General features: G+C 70.6%; 21 protein-coding genes and 1 pseudogene. 13 read left to right on the forward strand and 9 right to left on the reverse strand.

The window, feature by feature from the left end:
- The first annotated feature begins 288 nt into the window (after positions 1-288).
- From AB5J51_RS37800 to AB5J51_RS37810, 3 genes are all read left to right on the forward strand, one after another.
- Positions 289-744 (forward strand): hypothetical protein, encoded by a 456-nt coding sequence (locus AB5J51_RS37800; RefSeq protein ID WP_369779826.1) that lies wholly within the window; start codon positions 289-291, stop codon positions 742-744.
- A gap of 575 nt (positions 745-1,319) precedes the next feature.
- Positions 1,320-1,604 carry a hypothetical protein gene (locus AB5J51_RS37805; RefSeq protein WP_369779827.1) on the forward strand — a complete coding sequence of 95 codons (285 nt, stop codon included), beginning with the start codon at positions 1,320-1,322 and terminating at the stop codon, positions 1,602-1,604.
- Positions 1,605-2,032: 428 nt separating this feature from the next.
- Positions 2,033-2,374, forward strand: a complete 342-nt coding sequence (locus tag AB5J51_RS37810) for a hypothetical protein (protein ID WP_369779828.1) — start codon at positions 2,033-2,035, stop codon at positions 2,372-2,374.
- Here AB5J51_RS37810 and AB5J51_RS37815 read toward each other — a convergent pair.
- Positions 2,347-3,510, reverse strand: coding sequence for an FAD-dependent monooxygenase (locus tag AB5J51_RS37815; RefSeq protein ID WP_369779829.1), 1,164 nt, complete (start codon positions 3,508-3,510; stop codon positions 2,347-2,349). The two genes, AB5J51_RS37810 and AB5J51_RS37815, sit on opposite strands and share 28 nt — an antisense overlap.
- An 87-nt stretch (positions 3,511-3,597) precedes the next feature.
- Between AB5J51_RS37815 and AB5J51_RS37820 the strand changes: the two genes are divergently transcribed.
- Positions 3,598-4,260 carry a TetR/AcrR family transcriptional regulator gene (locus AB5J51_RS37820; protein ID WP_136224085.1) on the forward strand — a complete coding sequence of 221 codons (663 nt, stop codon included), beginning with the start codon at positions 3,598-3,600 and terminating at the stop codon, positions 4,258-4,260.
- Between the two features lie 320 nt (positions 4,261-4,580).
- On the opposite strand, the gene AB5J51_RS37825 is transcribed toward AB5J51_RS37820, so the two are convergent.
- A complete protein-coding gene (locus tag AB5J51_RS37825) occupies positions 4,581-5,105 on the reverse strand; it encodes an AAA family ATPase (RefSeq protein ID WP_369779830.1) in 525 nt (174 codons plus the stop codon).
- Positions 5,106-5,449: 344 nt separating this feature from the next.
- Between AB5J51_RS37825 and AB5J51_RS37830 the strand changes: the two genes are divergently transcribed.
- Together AB5J51_RS37830 and AB5J51_RS37835 are read left to right on the forward strand one after the other, a co-directional pair.
- Positions 5,450-5,998, forward strand: coding sequence for a YciI family protein (locus tag AB5J51_RS37830; RefSeq protein ID WP_136224087.1), 549 nt, complete (start codon positions 5,450-5,452; stop codon positions 5,996-5,998).
- A 757-nt stretch (positions 5,999-6,755) separates the two neighbouring features.
- Entirely contained in the window at positions 6,756-7,961 is a 1,206-nt protein-coding gene (locus tag AB5J51_RS37835; protein ID WP_369779831.1) for a hypothetical protein, read from the forward strand.
- Positions 7,962-7,999: 38 nt separating this feature from the next.
- Here AB5J51_RS37835 and AB5J51_RS37840 read toward each other — a convergent pair whose 3' ends face one another.
- Positions 8,000-8,302: a hypothetical protein gene (locus AB5J51_RS37840; protein WP_369779832.1), complete on the reverse strand. Its 303-nt coding sequence runs from the start codon at positions 8,300-8,302 to the stop codon at positions 8,000-8,002.
- A gap of 483 nt (positions 8,303-8,785) precedes the next feature.
- Between AB5J51_RS37840 and AB5J51_RS37845 the strand changes: the two genes are divergently transcribed.
- Positions 8,786-10,582: an FG-GAP repeat domain-containing protein gene (locus tag AB5J51_RS37845; RefSeq protein WP_369779833.1), complete on the forward strand. Its 1,797-nt coding sequence runs from the start codon at positions 8,786-8,788 to the stop codon at positions 10,580-10,582.
- A gap of 910 nt (positions 10,583-11,492) precedes the next feature.
- On the opposite strand, the gene AB5J51_RS37850 is transcribed toward AB5J51_RS37845, so the two are convergent.
- The gene (locus AB5J51_RS37850; RefSeq protein ID WP_369779834.1) at positions 11,493-12,437 is read right to left on the reverse strand and encodes a LysR family transcriptional regulator; all 945 of its coding nucleotides are present in this window, start codon (positions 12,435-12,437) and stop codon (positions 11,493-11,495) included.
- 71 nt (positions 12,438-12,508) lie between these two features.
- On the opposite strand from AB5J51_RS37850, the gene AB5J51_RS37855 reads away from it, so the two are divergent.
- Complete coding sequence (locus AB5J51_RS37855) at positions 12,509-13,243, forward strand: SDR family oxidoreductase (protein WP_369779835.1); 735 nt, start codon at positions 12,509-12,511, stop codon at positions 13,241-13,243.
- A gap of 271 nt (positions 13,244-13,514) precedes the next feature.
- Here AB5J51_RS37855 and AB5J51_RS37860 read toward each other — a convergent pair.
- Positions 13,515-13,754 (reverse strand): annotated as a pseudogene (locus AB5J51_RS37860) (hypothetical protein); the annotation flags it as partial.
- Between the two features lie 479 nt (positions 13,755-14,233).
- On the opposite strand from AB5J51_RS37860, the gene AB5J51_RS37865 reads away from it, so the two are divergent.
- The 3 genes from AB5J51_RS37865 (at position 14,234) to AB5J51_RS37875 (ending at position 17,312) form a co-directional block, all read left to right on the forward strand.
- Positions 14,234-15,241, forward strand: coding sequence for a helix-turn-helix domain-containing protein (locus tag AB5J51_RS37865; RefSeq protein ID WP_369779836.1), 1,008 nt, complete (start codon positions 14,234-14,236; stop codon positions 15,239-15,241).
- A gap of 933 nt (positions 15,242-16,174) precedes the next feature.
- Entirely contained in the window at positions 16,175-16,327 is a 153-nt protein-coding gene (locus tag AB5J51_RS37870) for a hypothetical protein (protein ID WP_369779837.1), read from the forward strand.
- 53 nt (positions 16,328-16,380) lie between these two features.
- A protein-coding gene (locus AB5J51_RS37875; RefSeq protein WP_369779838.1) for an IS5 family transposase occupies positions 16,381-17,312 on the forward strand; the annotation gives its coding sequence in 2 pieces (ribosomal slippage) (positions 16,381-16,725 and positions 16,728-17,312; 930 coding nt in all).
- 134 nt (positions 17,313-17,446) lie between these two features.
- Here the strand turns inward: AB5J51_RS37875 and AB5J51_RS37880 are convergent.
- The 4 genes from AB5J51_RS37880 to AB5J51_RS37895 all read right to left on the reverse strand — a co-directional run bounded on the left by AB5J51_RS37880 (position 17,447) and on the right by AB5J51_RS37895 (position 21,237).
- A complete protein-coding gene (locus AB5J51_RS37880) occupies positions 17,447-17,740 on the reverse strand; it encodes a DUF1330 domain-containing protein (protein ID WP_136224094.1) in 294 nt (97 codons plus the stop codon).
- A gap of 33 nt (positions 17,741-17,773) precedes the next feature.
- Positions 17,774-19,207: an MFS transporter gene (locus AB5J51_RS37885; RefSeq protein ID WP_369779839.1), complete on the reverse strand. Its 1,434-nt coding sequence runs from the start codon at positions 19,205-19,207 to the stop codon at positions 17,774-17,776.
- Entirely contained in the window at positions 19,204-19,566 is a 363-nt protein-coding gene (locus AB5J51_RS37890; protein ID WP_014173936.1) for a MarR family winged helix-turn-helix transcriptional regulator, read from the reverse strand. Before AB5J51_RS37890 ends, AB5J51_RS37885 begins: the two co-directional genes overlap by 4 nt.
- Positions 19,567-20,454: 888 nt before the next feature.
- Positions 20,455-21,237 carry a hypothetical protein gene (locus AB5J51_RS37895; protein WP_369779840.1) on the reverse strand — a complete coding sequence of 261 codons (783 nt, stop codon included), beginning with the start codon at positions 21,235-21,237 and terminating at the stop codon, positions 20,455-20,457.
- Positions 21,238-22,033: 796 nt separating this feature from the next.
- On the opposite strand from AB5J51_RS37895, the gene AB5J51_RS37900 reads away from it, so the two are divergent.
- Positions 22,034-22,969 carry a pyridoxamine 5'-phosphate oxidase family protein gene (locus AB5J51_RS37900; protein WP_369779841.1) on the forward strand — a complete coding sequence of 312 codons (936 nt, stop codon included), beginning with the start codon at positions 22,034-22,036 and terminating at the stop codon, positions 22,967-22,969.
- A gap of 299 nt (positions 22,970-23,268) precedes the next feature.
- Positions 23,269-26,703: a BTAD domain-containing putative transcriptional regulator gene (locus AB5J51_RS37905; RefSeq protein WP_369779842.1), complete on the forward strand. Its 3,435-nt coding sequence runs from the start codon at positions 23,269-23,271 to the stop codon at positions 26,701-26,703.
- Positions 26,704-26,710: the final 7 nt, after the last annotated feature.

The following is a 26,710-nucleotide window of genomic DNA, read 5'->3' on the forward strand; positions in this document are numbered from 1 at the left end:
GGCTTTGGGGGATGTGCCAGTGGGGATGACGATCTGGTGCCTGGCTGCGCCCGGGGTGGCCTCCCTTGCGCCACTGGGCGTGTGCGGGTGTCTGACTGGGAGCGCGCGGGGGCGGGCCGTTGCCGGGTTCTCGCTGACACAAAGCCGCATGCGGAACCTCGCACAGGAGTTGGCTGCGGGTGTGGAGGGCACGCAGTCCGCGTTCCCTGCCGGTGGCTGGTCATCGAGGAGGTGCCGTGTTCTACGGTCTTGGTGGAGGTTTTCCGGATCTGGGAGGAAGGGGGAGGCGTGGCCGTGATGCTGGGGCAGCAGGAGCTGGATGCGTGGGTGGAATTCCGGGCGTTCGGTTTTCAGGAGTCGGACGACAGCGTGGTGCCGGTGCCGTTCCCGGATGACTTCGACTGGGGGGTGTTCCTGCACGAGTGTGTCCGCCGGTTTGATGTTTTCAGCGCTGCGCACACCCACACCGCCGCGGTGACAGCCCGTGTCTGGGACAGCCCGCCCGAAGGCGAGGATGGCGAGTGGGAAGAGCAGGGTGAGATCGACTACGAGTCGGTCACGGGCGATGTGGCTGTGTGGGGCAGCGGCCGCTCCGAGGAGCTGATCCGGCTTGGCCGCGGCGGGATGTGGCGGGTGAGGGTCCGCTGCACGGGCAGGGCGCAGGTAGAGCGTGTGACGCGGGATGAGGGAACGGCGTACGGCGTGGAGCGTTACGTGATCGATTTCTGGCCGAAGGCCGGATGAAGAGCGGGGCCCGGCGCACCCCTGTGCCGGGCCCCGCTGTTGAACGTCTGCGTCAGTTGATCTCCACGATGAAGCCGTCTTCGGGGCCGTCGATGATGTGGTTGGCGTTGTAGAAGCCGCGCAGCAGGGGCGCGGCGTCGTGTTCATGGTTGCCGGGGCGGGTCAGGCGGGTGACCTCGCCTCCCGGGGCGATCCGGGTCTGCGCGCAGCCGGCCGCCGGGGCTGGTGGTTCTTCCCATGACAGTGGCCCCTCGATATTCAGCCAGCGTGTTGGTGCATGCCTGCGAGAATCGCACCCTGATCAATTGGGGTGGGGGTTCCACATGCATGTACGCACGAGGCCTTCGGCTGCAGCGGCTACGGCGCTGGCCGTTGCGGCGGTCTTGGCGCTGGCGGGATGCAGCGCCGGAGGTGGGGAGGCCGGCCCGAAGCGAGCGGGACCGGGCTCGCCCTCGGGATCCGCGGGTTCCGGGAAAGCAGACGCGGGGAAGGGCGGCTCGGTCCTCGGCCGGGACGCCGTGGACGGGGATCTCCGCAGGGCTCTCAGCAAGGCGGGCCTGGACCCTGCGAAGGGGATGACCACCTCCGAGCGCAACGGCGTGAAGAGCCCGGGCAGGGTCGACTGGATCGCCGTCGTGAAAACCGCGGAGGCCGAGCAGGCTCTTCCCAAGATGGGGGCCGAACTGGAGCGTGCGGGCTGGAAGCCCGCACAGGTGGAAGGCAACGTCCTCACCTACCGGAAGTCCGGCTGGAGCCTGCTGGCCTCCAGCTTGCCCGGCGGCGGGGATATGCCGAGGGTCCCCGAGGGCAGCAGCATGATCCAGTTGAGTGCCCACCAACTGGACGGTGACGAAGGCTGACACCGTCCGGCACCGGAGCGCGGGCCGCCACCGCGACTGTCCTCACCGTCCATCTCGTAGATCCGTCCGTGAAGTCGTTCTCCGGCCCAGTCCAGCCCGACGCCCAGGTCAAACCAGTGCCGATCCTTGCGGACTTTGGGCGGTGCGAGGTTCACCGCTGCCCAGGAGAACACTCCCAGGAGGATGGAACGCCCGGGCTGCGTGGTGCGCACGGACAACGCAAACGGCGCGTCGAGTGCTGCGCGGGTGAGCAACACAGCCCGTTCGTCCTCCGCATGTTGACGCCCACCCGTGAGAAACCGGGGCGTTTCAAGGATCTTGATCCACTCGACCACGGCGTCTGCCACTTGGGCGCGCAAGGACTCTTCGATGCCCTTCCGGACGGCGGTCGCGGGGATCATCGCCGAGCGGTACCCGCGCCCCTCTGCTTGGGCGCGACCCTGCTCGTCGCTCCGGACGGCGCCGAGGCCGAACTGCGTGGACTCGCAGATCTCCTCGACCAGCACCGGGTCACCGTGATGCACTTCGTGCCGTCGTTGCTGCGGGAGTTCATCGCAGAGGGCGGCAGCGCAGCCCTCGCCCCGCTGCGCCACCCTCCCCATGGGGGGAACGGCTCCCGGGCGACCTGTCTGGAGGTCCGGATTCCGGTCGAGTTGCGAACCGGTCCGGGCGAGCCAGTGCCCGCGCCGCTGTCCGGGGACGGTGCCTGGAGCGGCCCCCTGCTGGAGGAGGGGGCGGCAGGCTACGCGGGGAGCGCGAACCCGTCGTAGAGGTCGTCCAGTGCCCGGAGGGCGAGGCGGCCGGGAGCGGCGCGGACGGCGAGGTTCCGGGCGCCGACGGCGAGCGGGTTGCGCAGGCCGGCCACCCGGCCCGCCCGGCGGGACCTCACCCGGATTGCATCGGTCCGCTCCCGCCGGGCGGCGCTGTACGCGGCGAGGGCCGCGGGTACCGCGCCGGGACCGGCCCGGTGCAGCAGGTGGGCCAAGACCACGGCGTCCTCGACAGCCTGGCAGCCGCCCTGGCCCAGGTTGGGCGTCATGGCGTGCGCGGCGTCGCCGATCCAGGCGATGCGGCCGTGGTGCAGGCGGGGCAGCGGGGCGGCGAGGTCGTAGAGGTCGTGCTGGAGCAGGGCGGCGGGGTCCATGCGTTCCAGCAGGGCCGGTACCGGTGCGTGCCACCCGCCGAACCGCCGCGCCAGCTCGGCCCGTACGTCGGCCGCCCGGCTGCCCGGCGGCGCGAAGGCGGTGGCGTAGACGTACACGCGCCCGTCGGCCAGCGGCACGATGCCGAAGCGCTCGCCGCGCCCCCAGGTCTCGGAGGTCGTGAGGCCGGGCAGGCCCTCGGCGGTGACGACCGTCCGCCAGGCCCTCTCGCCGCTGTGATGCAGGCCGGGGTGGCCTGGGAAGTACTGGCGGCGCAGGCGGCTGTTGATGCCGTCGGCGGCTATCACGACGTCGGCCTGTACCTCCCCGACCCCGGTCCGCACCCGGGCGGTCTCCTCCTCGGCGCCCTTGACCCCCTCCACGGTGGTGGCGTACCGCAGCGCCCCGTCGGGCAGTTCCGCCGCCAGGCCGCCGGTGAGGGCGGCCCGGTGCACGGCGAGCGGGGGACGCCCGTAGCGCCGGACCAGTGCAGCGGTGTCGGCCCGGTTGAGCCAGACGCCGTCGGGCCGGCGCACGCCCATGGCGGCGGGCACGGCGCTGCCGGTGGCCCGTTCGACGTCGAAGCCGATGGCCTCGAAGGCGCGCAGGGCGTTGGGTGCGAGCACGATCCCGGCGCCGGTGCCGGTGGCCGCCCGGGCCGCCTGCTCGTGGACGGTGACCTCCCAGCCGAGGCGGTGCAGGGCCACGGCCGCCGTGAGCCCGCCGATCCCGGCTCCGACCACGACCACTCGACGTCCGGACATGGGCGTTCCTCTCCTCGGTCCCGCACACTGCACCTCTACATCTGTAGAGGACCTCATGCGCCCACTCTACAGCTGTAGAGTGGGCGCATGTCGACCCCTGACCGCAGGACGCTGATCGCCGACACCGCCATCGCCACCGTGGCCGCCGCAGGCTTGCGCGGCCTGACCCACCGGGCGGTCGACAACGCCGCCGGCCTGCCGGCGGGCAGCACCTCGTACTACTTCCGCACCCGGACGGCGCTGATCGAGGCCTGCTACCGGCGCCTGGCCGAGAGCGATCTGGCCGACGTGGACCAGGACGCGCCGGTGCTCCCCCTCCCGCAGGCGGGAGGGGGAGCACCGGAGGAGGATGGGGAAGGCGGCGGCGACGGGCAGCGGGCGGGCAGGGATGAGGCGGCCGCCGCGCTCGCGAGCGTGCTCCACCGCTGGATGACGACGGGCCGCGAACGCCAGCTGGCCCGCTTCGAACTCTCGCTGGAGGCCGCCCGCAACCCGGAGCTGCGTACAGAACTGCACCGGGCGGGCCTCGGCGCCCGCGCCCGCGCGGCCGGGATCCTCGCCGCCCTGGGCGCCGCCCGCCCCGAGCGCTCCGCCGAGCTCCTGGTCGCCTGGACCGAGGGCGTCCTCTATGACCACCTGGCCGGGGCCCTCGCCGCCACGCGCCCCGTGCCGACCGTCCCGGAACTGACCGGGACGGTCCGGCGGATGCTGGACGCGGCGCTGGCCGCGGAGGTGCCGGAGCGCCCCTGACCCGCCGGAGCGCGCCCGGGCGTTGACCGTCGCCCGGCCGCCAGGGCTGGAGAGGCACCGCGGAGCTGGTGGTGAGGCTACGAGCGGTACGCACCACCAGTAGGACAAGCGGTTCGCAGTATCGCAGCGAGCATCACCAGCACTACGAGTATCACCAGCAGTACGCAGCCCCCGTTCGGTGAGCAGTTGATCACCCAGGGAAGAACGAGGAGTTGAGGTGCCATCAGGATCACCCGGGCGGAAGCCATAGGGGCTGTCCGGCGGATCATTCCGGGCCGGCGGCCCCGGGCACTACGGCCGCGTTGTCGGGGCCGCAGCAGTCACGCGAACGACGGCCACCGGTCGGCGGCCCACTCCCGCCAGCTCGCCCAGCCGGGCGGCGGGCCGGCGGCCCGGAGGCCTTCCAGCTCCGCCGCATCGGGCTCCTCGAAGTGCGCCCGCCCGTGCAGGATGTCGGCCTCGGACATAGGCAACGTTTCCTCGGGGGTGGCCGCCCAGCGATGGGCGATACGGACGCGTTGGGTCTCATGGTCTACCGGCAGGTAGACCATGCGGAAGCACGCGTCCTCGGCCTCCACCAGCCAACGGATCGCCGACCGTTCGTCCCGTGACCAGCAGCCGTAGTCCACGACGACGTTGGTGCCGAGCTTGACCGCTTCCAAGGCGAGCCAGAGCATGCGCCCTTCCAGCACGTCGCGCTTCCCGTCCGCCTCCGCCTCGCCGAACAGGGGAATCATCCAGTCGTCGGGCGTCAGGCGCAGCGCGCCGTGCTCCGCAGCGAGCTGCCGAGCCCTCGTGGTCTTTCCGGCCCCTGGCAGGCCGACCATCAGGTACAACGTGGTCACACTCAGATCGTGGCAGGGAAACCGATCAGACGACCACCGCTTTATCTGCCCGACCACGGTCTTCTGCTGAGGGCAGCCGTGCCCGCTACGACCGTGTCCCGTACCCACCCGGGCGCCGGTCGGCGTGCGGTGACCGATTCTGGGACCCTGGTGTCCGTATTGCGACGACGGCGACGAGGGCGACGACGGCGAGGAGTCGCCGTTGACCTACCCCACCGATGGACGGGTCACCCCGTACCAGCGTGGCCGCTGGCGGTCAATGAGTGGGGTGCCTGTTGGCTGCGCTGGCGCGGCCGGTCACCTGCTGCTGGACATGATCGCTGTCGAGAACGCATCCTCGGCGCATGGAATTCCTCGTCTACCACCGCGACCGGCCCGGTTCCCTGCCCCTGCGTGAAGAGCTGCTGGAAGAGCACTGGTCGTACATGGACCAGTACGCCAAGGAGATGATCGCCCGGGGGCCGACCTTCGCCGGCGACGGCGAGACCCCCTCCGGCAGCGTGCACATCGTCGATCTGCCCGATCCGGCCGCGGCGCGGGCTTTCGCCTTCGACGAGCCGGGGTACCAGGCCGGCGCCTATCGGGACGTGCTGCTGCGCCGGTGGCGCAATGCCTTGGGGCGCACGATGTGGGACTTCCCCGGCGGCCGCAGCGGCGGCAACCGGTATCTGGTGCTCGGGCTTGGCGCGGGGGAACCGGTCGACCTTGAGGTGCCCGCTGACCGGGAGGCGCTGATCGCGTACGGGCCGCTGCTGTCCGACGACGGCACCGCGTGGCTGGGCACCGCGGCGCTGCTTGAGGCGCCGGACCCGGAGAGGGCCCGCGCCGTCCTCACCGCGGACCAGTACGCCGGAGTCGAGGTGCACGACTGGGAGTTCGGCGGCCGACGCTAGCGAAGGTCCCCCAACGAACCGGGCGGGCTGCGAGGGCAGTCGGCCAGGCTCGGCCAGGAGACCGTGGTCAACAGGTGCGAGCATGTGGTGGTGGGGGAGCGCTCCGGCGTGGCTCATGGCGCTCGGAACCGGCGGACTCCTCGAGCTCTTCCTGTACGGGCCGGCCACGGCCGGGTTCAGGGCTCGGCCGGGGTTCTGGAGCATGTGCCGATCGTGACTCGCGCGTGGTTCCCGACCGTCGGGCGCGCTCCGTGCCCGTGGCCCCGTGCGGCAGCACCGATGGCGAGACCACAGTGCCGATCACGGCCAGAAAGCTGGTGATGTGCCCGGGCGGCCCGATCCATGGAAGTGAGGAGAACCGACGCTCCAGTCGTGGCAGATTCGCCGCTGGCCCGGCTCGTCCGGATCTGCTGCGCCATGCTGCCGTCCTGGTCAGCGGGCCGGCGAAGTTTGCCGGTCGGGCTCCGGTCCGGGCGCCGGACGGGACGTACCGGGGGAACGGGCATGGCCGAGGGCGATGCGGCGAGCAATGCGCGTGAGGAACTTGCCTGATGCTTGGGCGACTTGTTGGGCCTGTCCGGGCTCAAGCGGACAGCAGCCGCGCGACGGGCACAAATAGATCAGGGATCGGCCCGGTCTTCTCGGAAATGTGACTCCCGGAGGTGTCACGGCGAAGACCGTGTGTGTTGTGGCAACTGTGTGGACCCGGTCGGGAATCCAGGGGCGTTTCGGTGTCCTCGGGACGTAGCATCGCTCGATGCGGAAGATCGATGCGTTGATACCGGAGTGGGGGCAGCCCGACACTGCCGCCCTGCACACCCACGACCCCGAATCCGTCGCCGGCTACGTCCTGGACACCGGCAACGCCTGGTGGCGCCGCCGGATCTGCGTGGACGCGCTTGCCGGGCGGGTCCCGGAGTCCCGGGTCCCCGGCCTCCTCGACCGGATCCGGGACGAGGACGAGACGGCCGAGGTGCGCATCGCACTCCTTGACCTCCTCGCCGGTCGGACGGAGCTGTGGACCTGGCTGCGCGACGAGGAGGGGCGGGGGGACGGTTCGTACGGTGTTGCCGAGGCGGCCCTGAAGGCCCGTGGCCTGCTCGGCGACCGAACCGCCGCCCCCGGCCTGGCCACGCTTGCGGGCTCGCCCTGGCAGCGGTGGCGGGAGATCGGGGAGGCCGGCCTCGACGGTCTGGTGGAACACCACGGGGCTGACGCGGTCCTCGCCGAGCTCGGCGAGGACCGGCCCGAGGCCCGCCGCTTCGCGCTCCGGACGTGGCACCGTGCGGGGCGGGACGTGACGCCGTACCTGGCCGACCCCGACCGGGGTATCGCGCACCTCGCCCAGTCGCTCGTCGCGGACCCGGACCGGCTGCGTGCCTTCCTGGACGAGGCACCCGCCCCCGAGGCTGCCGTGCGGGCTGCCTGTGCCCTCCATCAGCTCACCGAGGACACCGCAGAGACCCGCCGGATCGACGAGCGGCTCGGCAGCCCGCGGGCTCAGGTCGAAGGTTTGGACGAGGAACTACGCGGGGCGATCGTCCACGAGTACGTCCCCTGGTGCGAGCGGCAGAGCGACCCCCGATGGCGCCTCGAAGCCCTGTGTACCGACCCGCCCGGCCGCCCGGACCTGGCCGTCCAGCTCGCGCGGGTAACCGCCGCGTTGACCGCGGCCGGTCTGGCCCCGGACCCGCCGGTCTCCGCCGGGGACCACCACCAGCAGGGCGACGGCACTTACCACGTGATCTCGTGCGGCGACGAGGACATCCACGTCAGCGTCCTCGGGCGCTTCGTCACGGGCCACGACGATCGCCATCCCGCCCGGCGGGCCTTGGAGGAGGCTGGTTTCCGCTGGATCGACGGGCCGACCGGCAGCATCCGCGTCGCCGGCCTGTGCGTGTACTACTTCGGAAAGCGTGAGCCCCTCGACGTCGACACCCTGCTGTTCTACTGGCAGGACTGAGCCGACAGGGCAACATGGGGCGTCCTCCTCGGCGGCCTTCAGATGCGGGTTCTCGTATGGGACGAGCGCCTTTCCAGGCCTGCGGCAACCGCACGCACCTGACGGTGACGGAAGTAGAGCCAGGCGATGTAGCCGCAGACGCAGACGCAGACGGCGCTGCCGTCGACGAGGGTGTACGAGGCGATCAGCACGCCGGTGCCGAGCGCGGCGGCCAGCGCGGGCAGTTGGGTCCGGCCGGAGATTCCGTCCGCGAGGGCGACCGCGGCCAGGCCGCAGGAGTTCACCGCGACGCCGACGGACTGCCCGGCGGGTAGGGAGTGGCCGAGGAGCGTGGTGGACACCGGGGCGACCACGACGGGCGAGGTGCCTCGGGGGTGGGGTACATCGGCCCAAGTCGCCGAGTTGGTAGGCGCGCAGGAGCAGGAGTTGATGCGCGACCTGCAGTGCGGCGGAGGCTGCGATGTACGGCCAGGCCGCCGGGCCGGGCCCGGGGCCCGCGCCGCCGCAACGCGCTGGCCGACCGACGCCGACGCGGTGGAGGTCCGCCCGGTCTCCGAGGGCGGCAAGACCGTCCACGCGCACCTGACCGCCCGCCCCTGGGAAGGGGTCGCGTCGGCACGTCGTCCTCACAGGCCCGGTGCTGGAAGCCCAACTGATGTGCCGGGAACGGGAACCAGAGTGATCGTGCCGGCGTGAACGTCGGTGACGGGGCTTGGCGTGTACGGACGGAAGCGGGGGGCCGTTCACGTACGGACGCGTGATCCTTGACACACATATGACGTGTGTCAGGGCAGAGCCCCACGGCTCGATCCTCAGGGGGGATCTTGACTACATCGCACCGCACGTCACAGCAGCGCAGACGGCTGCGCGTCCTGGCCGCCGGGAGCGTTCTCGCCCTGGCCGCCGGCGCCCTGGCCGCCGCACCGAGTATCGCCGCACCAAGTATCGCCGCACCGAGCGTCGCCGCGCCGAGTAATGCCGCGCCGAGTAATGCCGTGCCGAGCCCGGCCGTGCCGGCGCCGGGACCGTCGGCCGTGACCGGAACGACCGGAGGCCAAGGGCTCCCGACCGTCGTCATGCCGGCCCGGGTCCCGGCCCAGGCGGCCGCTGCCGCCAAGCCGCGGCACGACGTCGACGGCGACGGCGTCAGCGACATGATCGTCATGGAGTACGACCAGGTCACGGCGGTCTACTTGTCGTCGATCAAGGCCTGGAGCGACTACACGATCATCAAGACCGATCCGGATCCCGAGGCCTCGTTCAAGGACCTGCTGCCGGTGGGCGACGTCGGCGGCACCACCCAGCCCGAACTCCTCTCACTCACCTTCGACGGCGTGCTCACGCTCTACGAGGCGGGTGTGAAGAGCACCTCGGCGCCTCTGTGGTCGGGCCGCGGCTGGCAGATCTACAACCGCATCATCGCCACCGGCGATCTGACCGGCGACCGCCGCCCCGATCTGCTGGCCCGGGACCCCGCCGGTGACCTGTGGCTGTACACCGGAACCGGGACGGTCAGCAAGCCCTTCAACTCCCGGGTCAAGGTCGGCTCCGGCTGGGGGATCTACGACCAGGTCGTGGGCGCCAACGACGTCGACGGCGACGGCATCGGCGACGTCCTCACCCGTACCCTGGCCGGCGAGCTGTGGTTCCACAAGGGAGCCGGCAGCGCCACCGCCCCGCTCAAGCCCGCCGTCAAGGTCGGCACCGGCTGGAACACGTACAACGTGATCACCGGCTCGGACGACGGCGACGGCGACGGCCGCAGCGACCTGCTCGCCCGCAACCACGACGGCGTGGAGTACTGGTTCAAGTCGATCGGCGGCGGCAAGTTCGCCGCACCCGCCTACTTCGGCAGCGGCTACGAACTCAACAAGTTCATCGTCGGCGCGGGCACCACATCGCTCTTCGGCAAGGGCCAGAACGTGATGACCCAGGCCGACAACGTCTTGGTCAAGTACCACGCCCTGGCCAACAGCACCTACTACTCCCCGCCGTACGAGGTCGGCAAGGAGACGCCCGGCTCCCGCAACACGTACGCCACGGGCCTCAACAGCCACAACCACGCCAGCTACGTGCAGAACATCGGCACCGACCTCTACGTCCGCGGCGTGAAGGTCAGCACGTCGTGGAACTACACCATGATGGCCGGCCCCGGCGACCTCACCGGCGACGGGAAGGGCGACCTGGTCAGCCGTGACTCCGCTGGCGTCCTGTGGCTGCACCCCGGTGACGGCCTGCCGTACACGAAGTTCGGCACGCGCATCAAGGTCGGCACCGGCTGGAACGCCTACAACACCCTCGTCGGCGCGGGCGACTACTCCGGGGACGGGCGGCCCGACCTGCTCGCCCGCGACACCGCCGGCGGTCTCTTCCTCTACAAGGGCACCGGCACGGCCAGCGCGCCGTTCGCCGCCCGGGAGCAGGTCGGCAGCGGCTTCAACCAGTACGACACGCTGTTCGTCCCGGGTGACATCAACGGCGACAGCAAGGGCGACCTGATGGCCCGGCTTCCGGGAGGCGACGTGTACACGTACACCTCGACGGGCAAGACCGGCACCGCGACCTTCGCCCCCCGGGTGAAGTTCGGCACCGGGTGGAACATCTACAAGAACATGCTCTGACCTCCGTGGCCCCGGGCCGCTGAGAGCGACGGCGCGGGCCCGCCCGCCGGCCCTGCCGGCGACCGGGCCCGCGCCCGACTCGGGCCGGCGCGTGAGCCGGCCGGGGGCCACCCCGGGACGGAAGGGAGAGGGTGACGTAGCCCCCGCCTTCTGCGATGAGCGAGATCAGGGACAAGCGTTCCAGGTCCGAGCACAGGGCACGTGACTGCGGCTCTGTCAGGCCACCCGCAACGTGCCACAGTTGCATGATCAAAGAGAGGGGCATGGCTTCGTCCTCGACGAACACCGCCAGCTCCGCGAAGCGTTCGGCGCCGCCCGTCGGCAGGAATGTCGTGGCCGCCTGCACGGTGGCGAGGACGGCTTGAGCGCGGCGCTTGGGATCGTCCAGGTCCAACGTCACGGACAGAGGGTCCACGGCGGCGGGGCCGTGGGCACGCAGCTGGTCCAGGACGTCTGCCGCGGTGGTGTGGGATCGGCGCCGGTGGCGGTCTGTTCGGCGGTGATCCGGCTGGCCAACCGCAGAGGCAGCGCCCACCGCCCCGTCGTGGCTTTTGAGCTCGGCCTGTGGGCGACTCCGGTCGTCAGGGGCATGTTCGGCTTCACTTGGCACCCCACCGCGAAAGACGAGGAAGGACGTCCGATCCGAGTGGGCGGAAACTGGCCCATCCTTGTCGATCAGGACACCGGCTCATGCCGACTCGTGCAGGGGCCGAACGAGTTCTCGGCTCTCAGAGGAACGTAGGGGGCTCGTAGTACCCGCCGAGCCGCCGAACGTGGAGTAGGCGGTGTTCCCGCGGCATGCGCATGGCGGTGAGGGGTGGGGCTGGCCGTTCTTCGCGCCGGTTGCTGTCGGGGATCGGGGCGAGGAATGAAACGCGTGGTCGGCGCGACCAGGGGTTGAGTACGCCGGTCAGGCCAGTGTGGTCATGTAGTCGGGGTGGTGGGTGGCGACGTCGTGGGCGGCTTGGACGAAGGCGGCGACGGCTGCGGATCGCGAGGTCTCCGGCCAGGCGACCATGACCGCGCTGGGGCTGAGGCCGGCGACCGGCCGGTATGCGATGTCCGGGCGCTGGTGCCGCTTGGTGGTGGAGCGTGAGAGGAACGCCACGGCCTGGCCCAGCGCGACCACCTCCAGGAGTTGCTCGACGCTGGCCACGAGCGGCCCTTCAGGGGTGTCAGCCGGTGCCAAGCCTGCGCGGCCATCGCCTGCTTCTGCGCCGTCATATCCGGTGTAGTAGGCGGTGTTGGAGGGGGCGGCCCCCTTCCAGCGCGGGATCGGTTCGCCCTCGAGGTCGGCCAGCCGCAGTCGCCGGCGCCCGGCCAGACGGTGCGCGGCGGGCAGGACGGCCAGTCGCGGCTCGACCACGAGTGTCTGGGAATCCAGCCCTTGACCGTCGAACGGGCTGCGCAGGAGCGCTACGTCGGCACGGCCGTCCCGCAGCATGGCGATCGGCTCTCCGCTGCCGCCGACGACGACTTCAGGCGGCGGCAGATGCGAACCCGCTCCCCGGTAGGCGGCGAGGATCTCCCGCAGCAGCCCGGCATCGCCTCCCGGTTTGACCGCCACGACGAGCTGGGGTGTCGGCTGACCGGCCCGGCGTGCTCGCCGGGCCGCCGCGTGCACCGCGTCGACCGCGATCCGGGCCTGGTCGAGCAGCACCTGACCGGCGTTGGTCAGCCTCACCTGCCGGGTGGTGCGCTCCAACAGGCGTACCCCGAGCCGGGACTCCATCTGAGCGATCGCCTTCGACAGCGGGGGCTGCGCCATCCCCAGACGTTGCGCGGCCCGGCTGAAGTTCAGTTCCTCGACGACCGCGATGAAGTACCTCAGTTCCCGCACCTCTAGCTCACTCATATCCGTGGACTATAGATCGAGAGCCTTCTGGTCTTTCCCTGCCGCCCATGGGAGAGGGGAGGCTGGGTGCCATGACGACTTCGCAGAAGACTGCTCTGATCACCGGCGCGAACAAGGGCATCGGCAAGGAAACGGCGCGCAGGCTCGCAGCCCTCGGCATCACCGTGCTGATCGGCGCCCGCAACGCCGAGCGTGGCGAGGCGGCGGCCGAGGAGCTTCGCGCGGGCGGCGGCGACGTACGGTTCGTTCCGCTGGACGTCACCGACGAGACCTCGGTCCAGGCCGCCGCCCAGCACATCGACGCCACGTTCGGCCGCCTCGACATCCTCGTCAACAACGCCGCGATCGCCGCCGGACCGCAAAAGCCGAGTGAAACCCCAGCAGCTACCGTCCGGCAGGTCTACGAGACCAACGTGTTCGGCGCCATCGCGGTGACCCACGCCATGCTCCCCCTGCTACGCCGCTCCGCCGCCGCACGCATCGTCAACATGTCCAGCGAACTCGGCTCCCTCACCCACCTGGCCGACCCGGGCAGCCCGTGGTCCGCCTACTCCTCGATCCTCCTCCCTTACTGCACCTCGAAGAGCGCGCTGAACGCGATCACCGTGCTCTACGCCAATGAACTGCGCGCCGAAGGGATCCTGGTCAACGCGGTGAGTCCCGGCTACTGCGCGACCGACCTCAACCGCCACACCGGGATACGCACGGCGCAGGAGGGCGCGGCCGTGGCGGTTGACCTGGCGACGGCGGGCGAGGACGGCCCGACGGGCTCCCTGTTGGCCGAGGACGGGCCGATTCTCTGGTGAGACCATGCCTCGCCGTTCCGGCCCGAAGCCTGCCGTGGAGCCGGTCGGCCCGCTCCTGGCGGGCGTGGCTGCATACGAAAGGGGCCCGCTCCTGGTGGACCCCGTTTCGGTGGTGATCGAAACTGAGTAGCGGAGTCTGAGGCGGTGGCTGCTTGTGGCCCGAGGCAGGCTCAGCCCATGAACGGTGGAAGTAGCCAGTTCCGGGTGTCCGTGGCTGACTGGTGGCCGGGTCCCAGATCCGTACCGTGTTGTTGATCCGGTCCCAGATCCGAACCGTCCCGTCCATCCCAGTGGTGGCGAGCCAGGTGCCGTCCGGCGCAATCGCCACCCCCGCCACCTGTTCGGTGTGGCCGACGAGACGGTTGATCTCCTCGCCGGTGCCGACGGGATCTTGTACACCTGTGCCTGGACTGCCGACGGTCTCGCCGTAGTCGTCGGCGGTACGCGGGGCGTGTACATCTACGAGTTCCACTGCGGTACTTCTGACGGATGATGCGTGCTCACCCCGCACGACTAGGTACTGGCCGCCGCTCGTTGTGTGGCTGGGCGGCGGCTGTGGTGGGGGCTGCGGGTCGGGTGGTGTGGCTTGCGGCGTGGCCGGGGGCCGCGATGGTGAGGGCTGCGGCGGTTGCGATGAGGGCGAGCATCGCCCGTGTCGTGTGGCGGTTCATGCATGCCTCGACGATCTTGCCGTAATCGGGGCAGCGTGGTCACAAGGCCGGTCCAGCACCGTGGTGACCGCGAGGGCGGGCCAAGAGCGCGCCGCAGCCTTGACCAAGACGGCCCTCAGTCGGCGTCCGCCGCCGGCTGATGGCCGCGCCGATCGCACCGCGGCTGCCGAACAGGCGACGAGCGGGCGGTTCGGGCTGTTTGACCTGCACTGATGGCGAGATCTCGGTCAGGTGTGGCTGATAATCGTTCGGGACGTACTTGGGGCTGGGGGCGCATCCGGTAGGTGCGGCCGCCGAGACGTCGAGGTGGGGGGATCCTATGGGACTGCAGGTTACGTCGGATGCTGTCGAGGCACGTGAGGACAGGTTCGATTGGTTTTGCGAGACAGTGTCCAACGATGTGATGCCTGTGACGCTCAGCACCAGCCATGCGGCCGACTTCCAGGCGAGTGTGACCCACCTTGATCTCGGCGTGGCAGGGCTGGGCGCTGTGGCTTGCTCACCAGTGCTCTCGCGCCGAACCTTGTCTCATGTTCGGCGCGGCGATCCCGAGCACTTGCAGCTGGCGCTCATCACCAAAGGTACGTTCAGGATCTCTCAGCGCGGCAACGACTCGGTGCTCGCGGGGGGACTCGTACTCACGGACACGTCGCGACCGAGTGAGGGGGCTTGTATAGGTGGGCAGGTTGAGACGGTCATCATGCGGATTCCACGCCAGGCCCTGGCGCTGAGTTCGAACCGGGTGGACAGACTCCTTGGGCAGAGCCTGGCCGCAGACGCGGGCTCAGGGGCGATCCTCGCCGACTTCATGAAGTCGCTGCTCACCCGCGGCCCGGGTACTCACCCGGAAGAGTTGCGCAGGATGGGGTCCGTCACCCTCGACTTGGCCACGGCGTTCCTTGCGCAGCGGCTCGGGGACCCCGGTGAGGCGCCTGCCGAGACTCGTGCTCAGGAGATGCTGCAGCGGGTGTACCGCTTCATCGAGAACAATCTCTGTGATCCGGGCCTGACCCTTCAGATGATCGCCGATCGACACAACATATCCCTGCGGTCTCTCCATACGCTCTTCCAGGGCGAGCCCCTGACCATCGCGGCGCACATCCGCCAAAACCGTCTGAAGCGCGCCCACACCGACCTTGCGAGCGCGGAGCTGAGCCGTCAGCCCGTCCAGACGATCGCGGCCCGCTGGGGCTTCTCCAACGCCACCGCGTTCAGCCGGGCGTTCCGCGTAGCCTACGGCGTCACGCCTACCGAGCACCGTGAACTCTCCCTGGCCGCCTCACGCCACGCAGAGCACAAGTCCCCTGGCCCTCCACCCACGCCATGAGCGCTGCCCGCACGGCCCTGACTTCGTCACTGGAGAGACCGTCCCCATCTGAACGGGTCCATGGGCGGTAGACCAGCTGCCTCCGCCGTTCGGACTCGGCCGGAGCCGATGTCCCGCGACAGCCGCCGTTGCCGGCCCCGCCACTCAAGGCGTCGCTGCCGTTGCCGCCGTTGATGACCTCCTCGCTGCGCCATGCTGGTGAGGGTGTTGAACGTGCGGCTGTCGACGATGGCGGAGCCATGGGCGTCATCCACGGTGGTGTCGGCCGCCGCGTTGTTGTTCCCGGCCGCGAGATCCGGTTCGTTCGAGGTGGCCGTGGCCGTGGCCGTGGCCACGGCCACGCCGGAGATGGCCCGCCCCGCGGCTGTGGGCCCGACGACCACGGTCGGGTGGCGCCGGCGCCGGGCTGGAGGGCGCCGAGCGTGCCGGTGGTGTCTGGCCGTGATGGTGCAGGTGCCGTGGCTGGGTGTCGCCGAGACCACCGCGCCGGGGCCGGTGAGGATGTCGGAGAGCGGGACTTCGGTGGCCGTGCGCGGCATTGACCACCGCAGTACCTGAAAGGGGCGCCCCCGGTGCGGGCATATCGGGGGCGCTTTTGGGGTGTGGTGGCGGGCGGGTCAGCGCATGGACCGGATCCAGCGCCAGCCGCCTTCGCCCACGGTGACGGGCTGGCCGAATCCGGTGCCTGCCTTGTTGGTTTCGATCTTCGCACTAGGCCGGACGGGTCAAGCGACTCGGTCGCATCCGCCGCGGCATTGGCTGTCCGGTAGCCGGCCTACCACGTCGCCATCGACGTGCTGTTGTCCGCTGGCTTGGCCTGACGGAGCCGTGGACGCTGTGCCCGAGACGACGGGACTGGACAGGGCTCCGCGTGGCTCAACCTGACCGACGTGTCAGGGGGTGGAGCGGATCACGGGCAAGGGCCTGAGTAGCATGCACCCGCCCGGTTACCAGGTTTGGGGTCCCGGCTGCGGCGCACAGCGCGCGATGGCCACCTACCCCGAAGTCATCGTGCTCACCGGCCTGTTCACCTCCCCGCACTGGCGCGACCACCCCAACTGCCTGCAGAGGCAGCACGCCGTTTAGGAGTTGTCCGGCCGATCATGTGACTACTCCATGCTCGGGTCGTTGATGTGGGCATGGGGCGGGGTGATCTGAGTGATGCCGAGTGGGAACGGTTGCGGCCGTTCCTTCCGGTCAGCAACAGGCGTTGTGGCAGGTGGCGGGATCGCCGACAGGTGATCGACGGGATTCTGCACCGGGTTCGGACCGGTGTTCACTGGCGTGACCTGCCCGAACGGTTCGGGCCGTGGAAGACCGTCTACGAACGGCACCGGCTGTGGTCGGCCGACGGAACGTGGGAGCGCCTGCTCCAGCAGGTCCAGGCCGCGGCCGATGCGGCGGGTGAGATCGACTGGGACGTATCAGTCGACTCCTCCATCGTGCGGGCGCATCAGCACGCGGCGGGTGCCCGCACCGACCCACCGCCGGCCCCCGCGTCAAAGGGGGACGGGCCAGAAGAACACCAGCACGAGACACCGTGGCAGAGCCTCGTCGCCCGCCTGGTGGAGGTGGTGCTGGAGGTGAGGGCCTGGGCCGCTCGCGCGGCGGGTTCACGACCAAGCTCCACCTGAGCGCGGACGGCCGCTGCCGCCCACTGTCCTTGATCGTCACACCAGGACAGCGGGCCGACTGCACCCAGTTCCAACCCGTACTGGAGAAGATCCGCGTCCCCAAACTCGGGCCGGGCCGGCCCCGCAAGAAGCCCGACAGCGTCGCGGCGGACAAGGCCTACAGCAACGGGCCGTGCCGCCAGTACCTGCGGAGACGGGGCATCCGGCACACGATCCCGGAGAAGACCGACAGCCAGGCCGCCCGCCTGCGCAAAGGATCACGCGGCGGGCGGCCACCCGGATTCGACGGAGACCGCTACAAGAAGCGCAACACCGTTGAGAGGGCTATCAACCGGCTCAAACAGCACCGGGCGGTGGCCACCCGCTACGACAAGCGCGGCTACGTCTACCTCGGCACGGCCACGGCCGCCGCCCTCGTGATCTGGCTCCGCACATGATCGGCCGGACATCCTAGGCGTTGCCCAGACCCAGCTCGGGCCGGGACTGGTCCGGAAACTGCCACCTTCACTGCGAATCCTGGAGCAGGGCGTCTCAGCACCCTGACTTCAGTGAAGTTCCGACTGGACCTCGGTCAGTCGATGCCTTCGACGATGCGGAAGTCGCGCTCGACGCCGTCGGAGAGGGCGACCAGCGCCTCCTGGTAGGCCGCACTCTCGTGCGCCGCGACGGCCTGCTCGAAGCTGTCGAACTCGATCAGGACGGTGCGCTCGGCGATTCCGGCGTCATGCGCCACGACCCGACCGCCACGGGAGAGGACCCGGCCGCCCCCGGCCTTGACGGCCGGAGGGGCCAGCTTGTTGTAAGCAGCCAGCTTCTCGGGGTCTGAAATGGTGCGGTAGACGCTGACCCAGTAGCCCTTGGGCATGGAACCTCCAGTGTTGGGATGAGTGCATCTGACTTACGGGTTGGTCTCGGACGAGCGTCGGCGGGCGAGAGCGAGGCTTGTCAGCGTCGTGATCGCCATGGCGCCGATGCCGACCAGCGCCGCGGTGGTGTAGGCGCTGTCGTCGGGGAAGAGGTGGCCGGGGCCGGTGCCCGCGGCGAGGATCAGGCCGCCGATGGCGCTGCCCAGGGAGTACCCGACGCTGCGGACGACGTAGTTGAAGCTCATGGCGCTCGACGTCTCGCTCTTGGGGGTGACGGCCAGGATGACGCCGGGCATCGCGGCCGAGAAGCCGCCGACGCCGAAGCCGAGCACGCCCATCGCCGCGAACAGTTCGGCCAGGTCCGACCGGGCCGCCGCGAACAGGGCGAACCCGCCGCCGACCACGACGGCGCTGCCGGCCAGGAGCAGGGGATCGGCGATCCGCCTCCGGACCCGCGGCGTGAGCTTGCCGGCGACGAACCCCAGCACCGAGAACGGGATGAGGACCAGCCCGGCGACGAAGGTCGTCAGCCCGAAGCCGTAGCCGGCGCCGTGCGGCGTCTGCGCGTACCGGGTGATGAGCGTGAGCAGGAGGTACATGCCGATCCCGCCGACGAACATGGCGAGGTTCGCCCCGGCGACCGCCGGGTGCCGCACCGCCCGCACATCGACCAGGGGCGTCGTGCTGCGCAGCTCGATGACGGCCCAGACGCAGAGCAGCACCACCGCGACGACGGCGAGGCCCGCCGCCACGGCGAGGTGCCGGCTCCACAGATTCCGTTCGCCGGCGAGGAACAGCACCAGGAGCAGCGCAGCGGCCAGGACGACCGCGCCTGCCACGTCCACGTGGTCGGAGCGGCCTTCGGGGGCTTCGGGCATGGAGCGCCACGCGGTCAGGAGGGCGGCGGCGGTGACGACCAGGCCGAAGCCGTAGGCGGCCCGTACACCGCCGAGCTCGGCGAGCAGTGCGGCCAGCGGGTAGCCGACGCCGGCCCCGATGATCGAGACCACCGAGATCAGGGCGATCACGCCCGCGCTGCGCTCCTCGGGGAGGTGGTCCCGGGCCACGCCCATCATCAGCGCCGTCAGCCCGAGCCCGACGCCCTGGGCCGCCCTGCCGACCAGCAGCCACGCGAACGGCAGCGGCAGCACGGTGAGCGCGCTGCCGGCGACGACGACCGCCAGCGTGGCGAGGATCGTGGCCCGCCGATGCCGGCCGGCTCCGAGTCGGCCCAGGACCGGCGTGGCGACGGCGCCGCTGAGCAGCGCGACGGTCAGCGTCCACTGCGCGCTGGCGAGCGAGACGTGGAACGAGGTCGCGACGCTGGTGATGAGCGGCGTCCCGAGGCTGGCGACCGCCGCCACGACCAGAGCGATGAACATCAGGGCGGGGACCAGCAGCCGCGCCTCGGAACGCGCCACCGGTAACGCCTTCACCGCGACCCCGCCGACCGGCTGCCCGGTCACTGCTTCGGCCCTTCGCGGTCCTGGCTTTCGAGCTCTGCCAGATGCTTCAGCGCCGGAAGGGCCGCCACCAGCGCCTCGACCTCGTCGCCGGTGAGCTCGCCGATCAACCGCTCGAACGCGTGGACGCCCGCCTGGCGCCGTGTCCGGACATAGGAGGCGCCGGCCTCGGTCAGGCACACCAGCGTGACCCGCTTGTCGGACGCGTCGCCCCGCCGCTCGACCAGGCCGGACTCCTCCATCACCCGGACCAGGGCGGTCATCGCAGGCTGGGTGACGCCCTCGACCGCGGCCAGATCGGTGATGCGCCGCGGGCCGGTCCGGTCCAGGGTGGCCAGGGTGGCGGCGGACGTCAGGCTCATGTCCCGGGGCAGGCGTCTCGCGGCCCTGGTGGCCAGGCCGTAGAGGGCTGCCCCGATGGCGGCGGACGCACCAGGAGCGGTGTCTTGGCGACTCATGCTCGAAGCATAGCGTTTTTATATTCATAATTTATGGAAATGGTCGACTGCGCTGTGGCGGCGCCAAGGAGAGTGACCCCGGATCTCAAGATTCCCGAGATAGCCGCGGGGAGCCTCTTCGGTAGAGGTGGAACCGCCGACTCCAAGTGCTGGTCGAGGACACGTTCGGTGATCCCCACCGTCCCTCCGAGCCCCGAATCGAAGTGGCCACCTACCCCGAAGTCGTAGTACTCACCGGACTGTTCACCTCCCCGCACTGGCGCGACCACCCCCAACTGCCTGCAGAGGCAGCATGCCGTTTTGGCGTTTCTCAGACCCAGCTCGGGCCGAATCTGCTCAGGAACCACCGGTCGCGCCATGATCGATGAGACGCGAACATGTACCCCTGGCGGCCCAGGCCGAACTGTGCGGTGCCAACGCCGGTTCTGGGTCGTCCGCAAGCAACGACGAGCCCACGGCCGTCACGGCACAGGACGCAGCGGCGGCGGAGCTCCCGGCGGCCCTGCACCACCGGCCCCGGCCCCGGCACCGGTCCCGCGCCCGCGCTCTGCCAGGACGCACAGCTGTGGCCGCAGCCGCTTCCTCCGGAGAAGAGGAAATCGCGCGACGTCTCGGCGATTTCCACGGGAAAGCCGTGTGCGGCGGCGCTGCGGGCCCTGGCGTCCACGAACGCGGTGAGGACCGCGTCGACCTGCCCACGCAGGGAAGACAGGTCCGCCGGCGCGGTGGTGACGGTAGGGAGCTCACGCGATATCCATGGGCGGACTCCGGCTCTCGGTTTCGGGCGGTGCATCACTCGCTCTCGCGGTAGTTCATGAACCAGTGGGTGTCGAAGTAGCGGGCCATCGTGAACGGGTGGTGCGGGTCGAGGAGGATGCGGCAGATGAACTCCGCAGCCGAGCAGTCGAAGGGGACGACCTCGTCATCGAAGGTCCGGATGGCGACGGACCAGCGGTCTGGGTCGGTGCTGTCGTCGGTCTGCCAGCAGTACAGGTCCTCGTGCTCGGTGCTTGCCCAGATGAGCAGGCCGACCTCGCGGAGGTGGGTCCACGGCTCCTGGTTCAGGGTGAGGAATCCATCGAAGGCGCCTTCCCCGAATGTCTCCACCATGCGTTTGTAGTCGCCGGGAAGGCGCGTGCCCGCCCTTGCCTCGATCTGTGCCCAGTCGATGTCCGGTCGCTGCGGGGGCGAGGTCCAGGCGGTGATGGCGATAAGCCGCTCAACCCAGTCCTCGTCCCGGCCGGTCCCCCCTGTAGCAGGCACCTGCACGCGCCGCGGCGCGGCTGCCAGCACTGGCCGGACGACCCCCTGCGCGTCCCGAGCGGTCCCGGCGCCGATCCACTGACCTCCGTACGCCCATGCCCGAATCGTCTCGCCCCGGCCTTCGAGGACAGCGAGAAGAGCCGCCCCACGGGACTCGTCCACGGTCGGGTCCGTGAATCCGTCCAAGACCAGGGTCCGTGGTGCCCCGTAGCGGTCGGCCAGCCTGTCCACGAGCACGTGCGGGTCGGTGTCCAGCGACAGGTGCAGAGATCCACTCGGGGTGTCGATCCGGTCCAGCAAGTCATTAAGCATCGATTGCGTTAGCTCCATGACAGACAGGAAAGCGCACTTCACTGACATGGGCGGACCGGCCCAACAGTCTCAAGCGGCGCACTTCAGGTCAGCCGTCTCGGTCCAACATCAATGGCAGGAACGCAGTGGTTGTCCAACTTCCCCGGCAAACACTTCAGGTTCGGTGTCAGAGGACAACTGCGCCGGCTGAGGCGGTGGTTTCGATCCTGGAGGCTCGGCAGTGAAGGGGACTGTTTGGAGATCCCTGCTGAGGAGTTCATCGGGGCCCGTGAGAGCGCGCACGGCCGCACTCGACGTCAGCCAGAGCCGAGGCGGTTCGTGATCCTTCAGCGGCAGTAGGGCTCACCCCCGTCGTAGCCGAGCCGAGCCGAGCCGAGCCGAGCCGTGGCGCAAGTCAGTACCAAGTCAACGGCAAGGCCCGGGGGAGACCGTGTCGTATCCGCTGTCGGCATTCGATCCTGGAGTAAGCGAGCGTGTCACCCAGCAGTCCCTCCGAGCGGCCCCGCCCCCACGAGATGATCGTGGCTCACCGCGTCTTCTCCCGCGAGCGGACGCCACTGTCACCCCTGATTCAAGCCGTCCCACACGGCGCGACGGGCCGGGCGGCCGCGGTCGCGGACCGTTCGACCGCACACACAGGTTGTCGCACCGCCACCGCATCGGCGCCGCGGCAGGAGGGCTCCTACCCGAGGGAGGCGCTACGGATCGGACACCCGCTCGGGCCGACGACCGAACGGTGTCGGAACGCCGCCACCCGCCGCTCCCTCCGCACCCCGCTCGTTCGCGGAGCGACGCGATGACGGTACTCGGCTCCGCTCCCCATGACGTCCTGGACGCCTACCGCACCTGCGAGTTCGTCACCCTCGGCAAGAACGGAACCCCGTTGGCCTGGCCGACGGCCGTAGCCCGGCGCGAGGACGGGACGCTCCTGCTGACCACGTCCCTCGCCTTCGCGCAGAAAGCGCTGAACGTACGCCGCGACGGCCGGGTCGCACTGCTCTTCTCCGACCCGACGGGCAGCGGGATGGACCGGGCCCCACAAGTGTTCGTCAGCGGCCGCGCCCACTGCCCTGACACGATCATGGCGAGCCCGGAAGGGGCCGAGGAATACTGGCGCAGGCTGTTCGAACGCCAGCCGCACAGCCGCTCCTACCTCAAGCGCCCCATGAGGCCCATGATGTCCTGGTACTACCTGCGCCTCCTCATCACCGTCGAGCCCGAGCGGGTGAGCGTACGGCCGAGTCTGGAGGAACTGCTCCAGGAAGAGGCACCGGCTCCCGCAACCACCACACAGGCGCTGCCCGGAGCCGCGCAACTCGGCGGCCAGCCCACGGCGGTGCTCGCCGGCCGGGACGCCTCGGGTGCTCCGCTGCTCGCCCGTACACGCCCGCAGCCGACACCGCCGGGCTACCTGGTCGAGGTGCCTTCGGACTGTCCTGTCGAGCCGGGACCGGCCAGTCTGCTGGTGCACCGGCACGACGAACAACTCAACCACATGTACAACGCGCTCGTACGGGGAGAACTGCGACGGTCCGACTCGGGCTGGCTCCTCACGCCGTCCACCGTGATCGAACCCATGGGGTCGGGCCGGGTCAGTGATGCCCTGCGGGTCCTGCGCCAGACGAAGCGGTCCACCGACCGCTACCTCGAGCGGCGCGGCCTGCACCGCCCGAAGGTGCAATGGGATGAGTTCCGTGCCCTCGCCGCGCCCACGCACACAGGGCGGAGCTGACCATGCAAAACCACCACTCCGCTCGGAAGGAATCGCCGTGCGAGCCCTGATCGGCCACCTCACCATCGCTTTGGCCCGCCTCGGGCGTCGCTCTGCTCACCCGGCGCTTCCCGCACCTTCGAACCGGGCTCGCTTGTTCGCCGTCATGAAGTCTCCCCACCATTGACCACCGATCCGGATCGTCGGGTCGCGCGGACCGATGGCGCAGCCGGGGAAAAGGGACGGACGAGGTTCTCACCATTCCCCACACCGCCGCCGGAGATCATCCACGGCGCTGCGCCGTTTACGATGTGGTTGTCATGGTCACTTTGAAGGTGCTCGGCCCGTTCCGGGTAGAGGTCGGCGGCCGCTCGGTTGACACACCGGGCCGGCTCGCTCGGATGGTGCTGGCTCAACTGGTCCTCGCCCGTGGAGAGTTCGTCCCCACGGAGCGGATCATCGAGAGGCTGTGGCCCACACGTGTCCCCTCGAGCGCGCCGGCGTCGCTGCACGCCTACATCGCACGCCTGCGGCGCGTCCTCGAACCGGAACGAGCACCGCGCAGTCCCGCCCGACTCCTGCTCAGCGCGCCGTACGGCTACGCCCTCGCCCTGGAGCGGGACGCGGTGGACGCCTGGATGTTCGAGGACCGGGTCACGGCCTGCTCGGCTGCGGGTCTGCCCTCCCACGCAGCGGCCGAGGGCTTGGCCGAAGCGCTCGCCTCGTGGGGCGGACAGCCGTACGCCGAATTCGGCGACGAGCCGTGGACGGCCGGTGAACGTACCCGCCTGGAGGAACTGCACCGTGCTGCCCGTGAACGGCTCGCCGCCGCGCGGCTGAGCCACGGGCAGGCGGCGCAGGCTCTCGCCGACGCGGGCGCGCTCACCCGGGAGCAGCCGTTGCACGAGGAGGGATGGCGGCTGCTGGCGCTGGCACTGTGGGCCCGTGACCGCCAAGGGGACGCCCTGGCCGCACTGCGGCAGGCCCGGCACGTCCTCGCGGAGGAACTCGGCGTCGAACCCGGGCCGGCCCTGCTGGAGCTGGAACAGGCCCTGCTGCACCAGCGTCTCGACGTTCTCCACCAGGCAACCGGGACACCCGTCACGGCCACCGCCCGAGCCGAAGCAGCCACCACCCCCACGACGGTACGCAGTTCCATCGCTGCTGCCGGACATACGACACCGGCCGCGCAGACCGGACCGGCCGCGTCGACGGTGCTGACGGCCGGCCCCATCGTGGGCCGTGACGAGGAGCTGGCAGCGATCGCCGCCGCTGCGGACCGGGCACGCGACGGCCGAGCACAGGTGGTCCTGGTCTCCGGCGAAGCCGGAATCGGCAAGTCCACCCTCCTGCAGGCCACCCTGCGCCAACTGCCCGCACAGGGCTGGCTGGTCGGATCAGGACAGTGCCCGGAGACCGAGGGCGCCCCGCCCGGCCGGGCCTGGTTCGACCTCCTCCCCGACCTCGCCGAGAACGCCCCACCAGGTCCGTACGCCGACGAGCTGGCGCCCCTGCTCAGCCTGGGCACGGCAAGCGGCTCCGCCCAGCCGGACGGCAGCCCGGCCCGACGCTATCGCCTGCACCGGGCGCTGCTCGGCTGGCTCCGCGATACAGCCGCGCGGCAGCCGCTGACGATCGTGCTGGACGACTTGCACCGGGGCGACCAGGAGAGCATCGAGCTGTTCCTGCTGTGCGCCGAGCAGCTGCGCGACGTACCACTGGTCCTGGTCGGCTCGTACCGCACCGGGGAGGGCGACCTGACCGGCGCACTGGCACGCCTGGCCGCCTGCTCGCCCGTACGAATCAATCTCGCCGGCCTGTCGGACGCCCAGGCGAAGGAACTGCTGCGGCGCTCAACGACCGACATCAGCGACCAGGCGGCGGCGGCCCTGGCCGAACGGGCCGGAGGCAACCCCTTCTACCTCCGGGAAAGCTCCCTCCTGGTGGCCGGCGAGGGCGAACAGCAGGCACTGGCCCGCATCCCGCAGGGGGTCCAGGACGTACTGCGGCGCAGGCTCGCCCTGCTCGCACCGACCGTCACGGCAGGACTGCGGCTCGCCGCCGTCGCCGGACGCGAGGCACCGGTCGCCCTCCTCGTGCACGCTGCGGACAGCGACCCCGACCAACTCCTCGACGCCCTGGACACCGGAATCACCGCCGGACTGCTCACCGAACCGCGCCCGGGTACGGTGCGCTTCAGCCACGCCCTCGTACGCGACGCCCTGGAGGCAGACCTCACGCGTCTGCGGCTGGCCCGGATGCACTCCCGACTCGGCAGGAGCCTGATCGCCCTCGGCTCGGACGACGTCGCAGCCACCGCCCACCACCTCCTGCGGGCAGCCGCTGTCGTCACCGCCGACGCCGGCCCCGCCGTCCACCATGCCCGGCTCGCATGCGAGCAAGCCGTGCGCCGCTACGCCCCGCAGAACGCCGAAGCCCTCCTGAACACGGCCCTCGGCCTCCTGACCGACCAACCGGCAGCCTTCGCCGACCAGGACCCGGCCCTGCTGCGGGTCATGCTGCTGGGCCAGCTCGTCGACTGCCGGATCCGTATGGGAGCCGTCGTACCGGCCCGCGACGCACAGCAGCAGGCCGTCCGGGTGGCCCGTGCCGAAGGCCGGGCAGACCTGCTGACCGCCGCCTACACGACATGGACCGAACCGACTCCCTGGCGCGTCCGCCCGTACGCGGCCTGCGACCCCGAAGCCGTAGAGGAGCTCACGAACCTGCTGGAGAACCACCACCCGGACGACCGGCAGCGGTGCCTCCTCCTCGACCAGCTCGCCGACGCACTCGACGACACCGACCCCCGCGCCGTAACCGTGGCACGCCAGGCCGTGGAGCTCTCCAAAACCGTGGGCGACCCCCGCCTGCGGGGCCTTACGCTCACCTCCCTGCTGCGCCGCATCGACTGCGAACTCGAACCAGCCGCCTATCTCGAACTCCACGAAGAACTCGCCGAGGTCGCCGCCTCCCAGGACAGCCCCGAATACTCCTGGATGAGCGCCTACACCGCCGCCCGGATCGCCGCCGCCCGCAACGACCCGGCGCAGATGGAGCGGTGCCTCCTCCGCGCCGACGAAATCGCCCGCACCTACGAGCTGGGCGGTGCCTTCGCCATCGCCCAGCTGCGCCGCCCCATGGTCGCCATGGCCCAGGGCCGGTTCGGCGAGGCGGAGCAGGACCTGGCGTCCGCGGTGGCGGAACTGCGAGCGCGTGGGGCGGTGGACCTCAGCGGCCTGGCGGGCCTGGCCGCCGGATGCATCCGCCTGCAGCAGGACCGGCTCGCCGAGGTCCTGCCGGTGGTGCTCGCGGTGTGGGAGCAGTACCAGCCGCTCAATGAAGCCCTCACCGCCCTCGCCCTGCTGGCCGCGGACCGCACCGAAGAGGCTCGCGAGGTCTTCGCCCGCAGGGTGCCGATCCGCCGCGACTTCGTCTACTCCATCCTGACCGCCCTGCGCGGCATCGCCGCCATCGCCTTCGGCGACAGGCAAGCGGCCGCCGAGGTCTACCGCGATCTCCTTCCCTTTCAGGGGCTGGCAGGCGGAGCGAGCAGCCTCAGCCTCGTCTTCCGGCCCGTCGCGCAGACCCTGGGCGAACTCGCCCAATTCCTGGGCCATGCGCAGGATGCGCAGCGCCACTACCGGGAAGCCGCGCGGGTGGCAGCCGCATGGGACTCCCCGCACTGGTCGGATGCCGCCCAGGCGGCCCTGGCCCGGCTCCCGCAAGCGGCACGACAGCGGCCGCACGGGTAGCGCCCGG

Origin of the sequence: Streptomyces sp. R33, from assembly GCF_041200175.1 — a bacterium.
Classification (GTDB): domain Bacteria; phylum Actinomycetota; class Actinomycetes; order Streptomycetales; family Streptomycetaceae; genus Streptomyces; species Streptomyces katrae_B.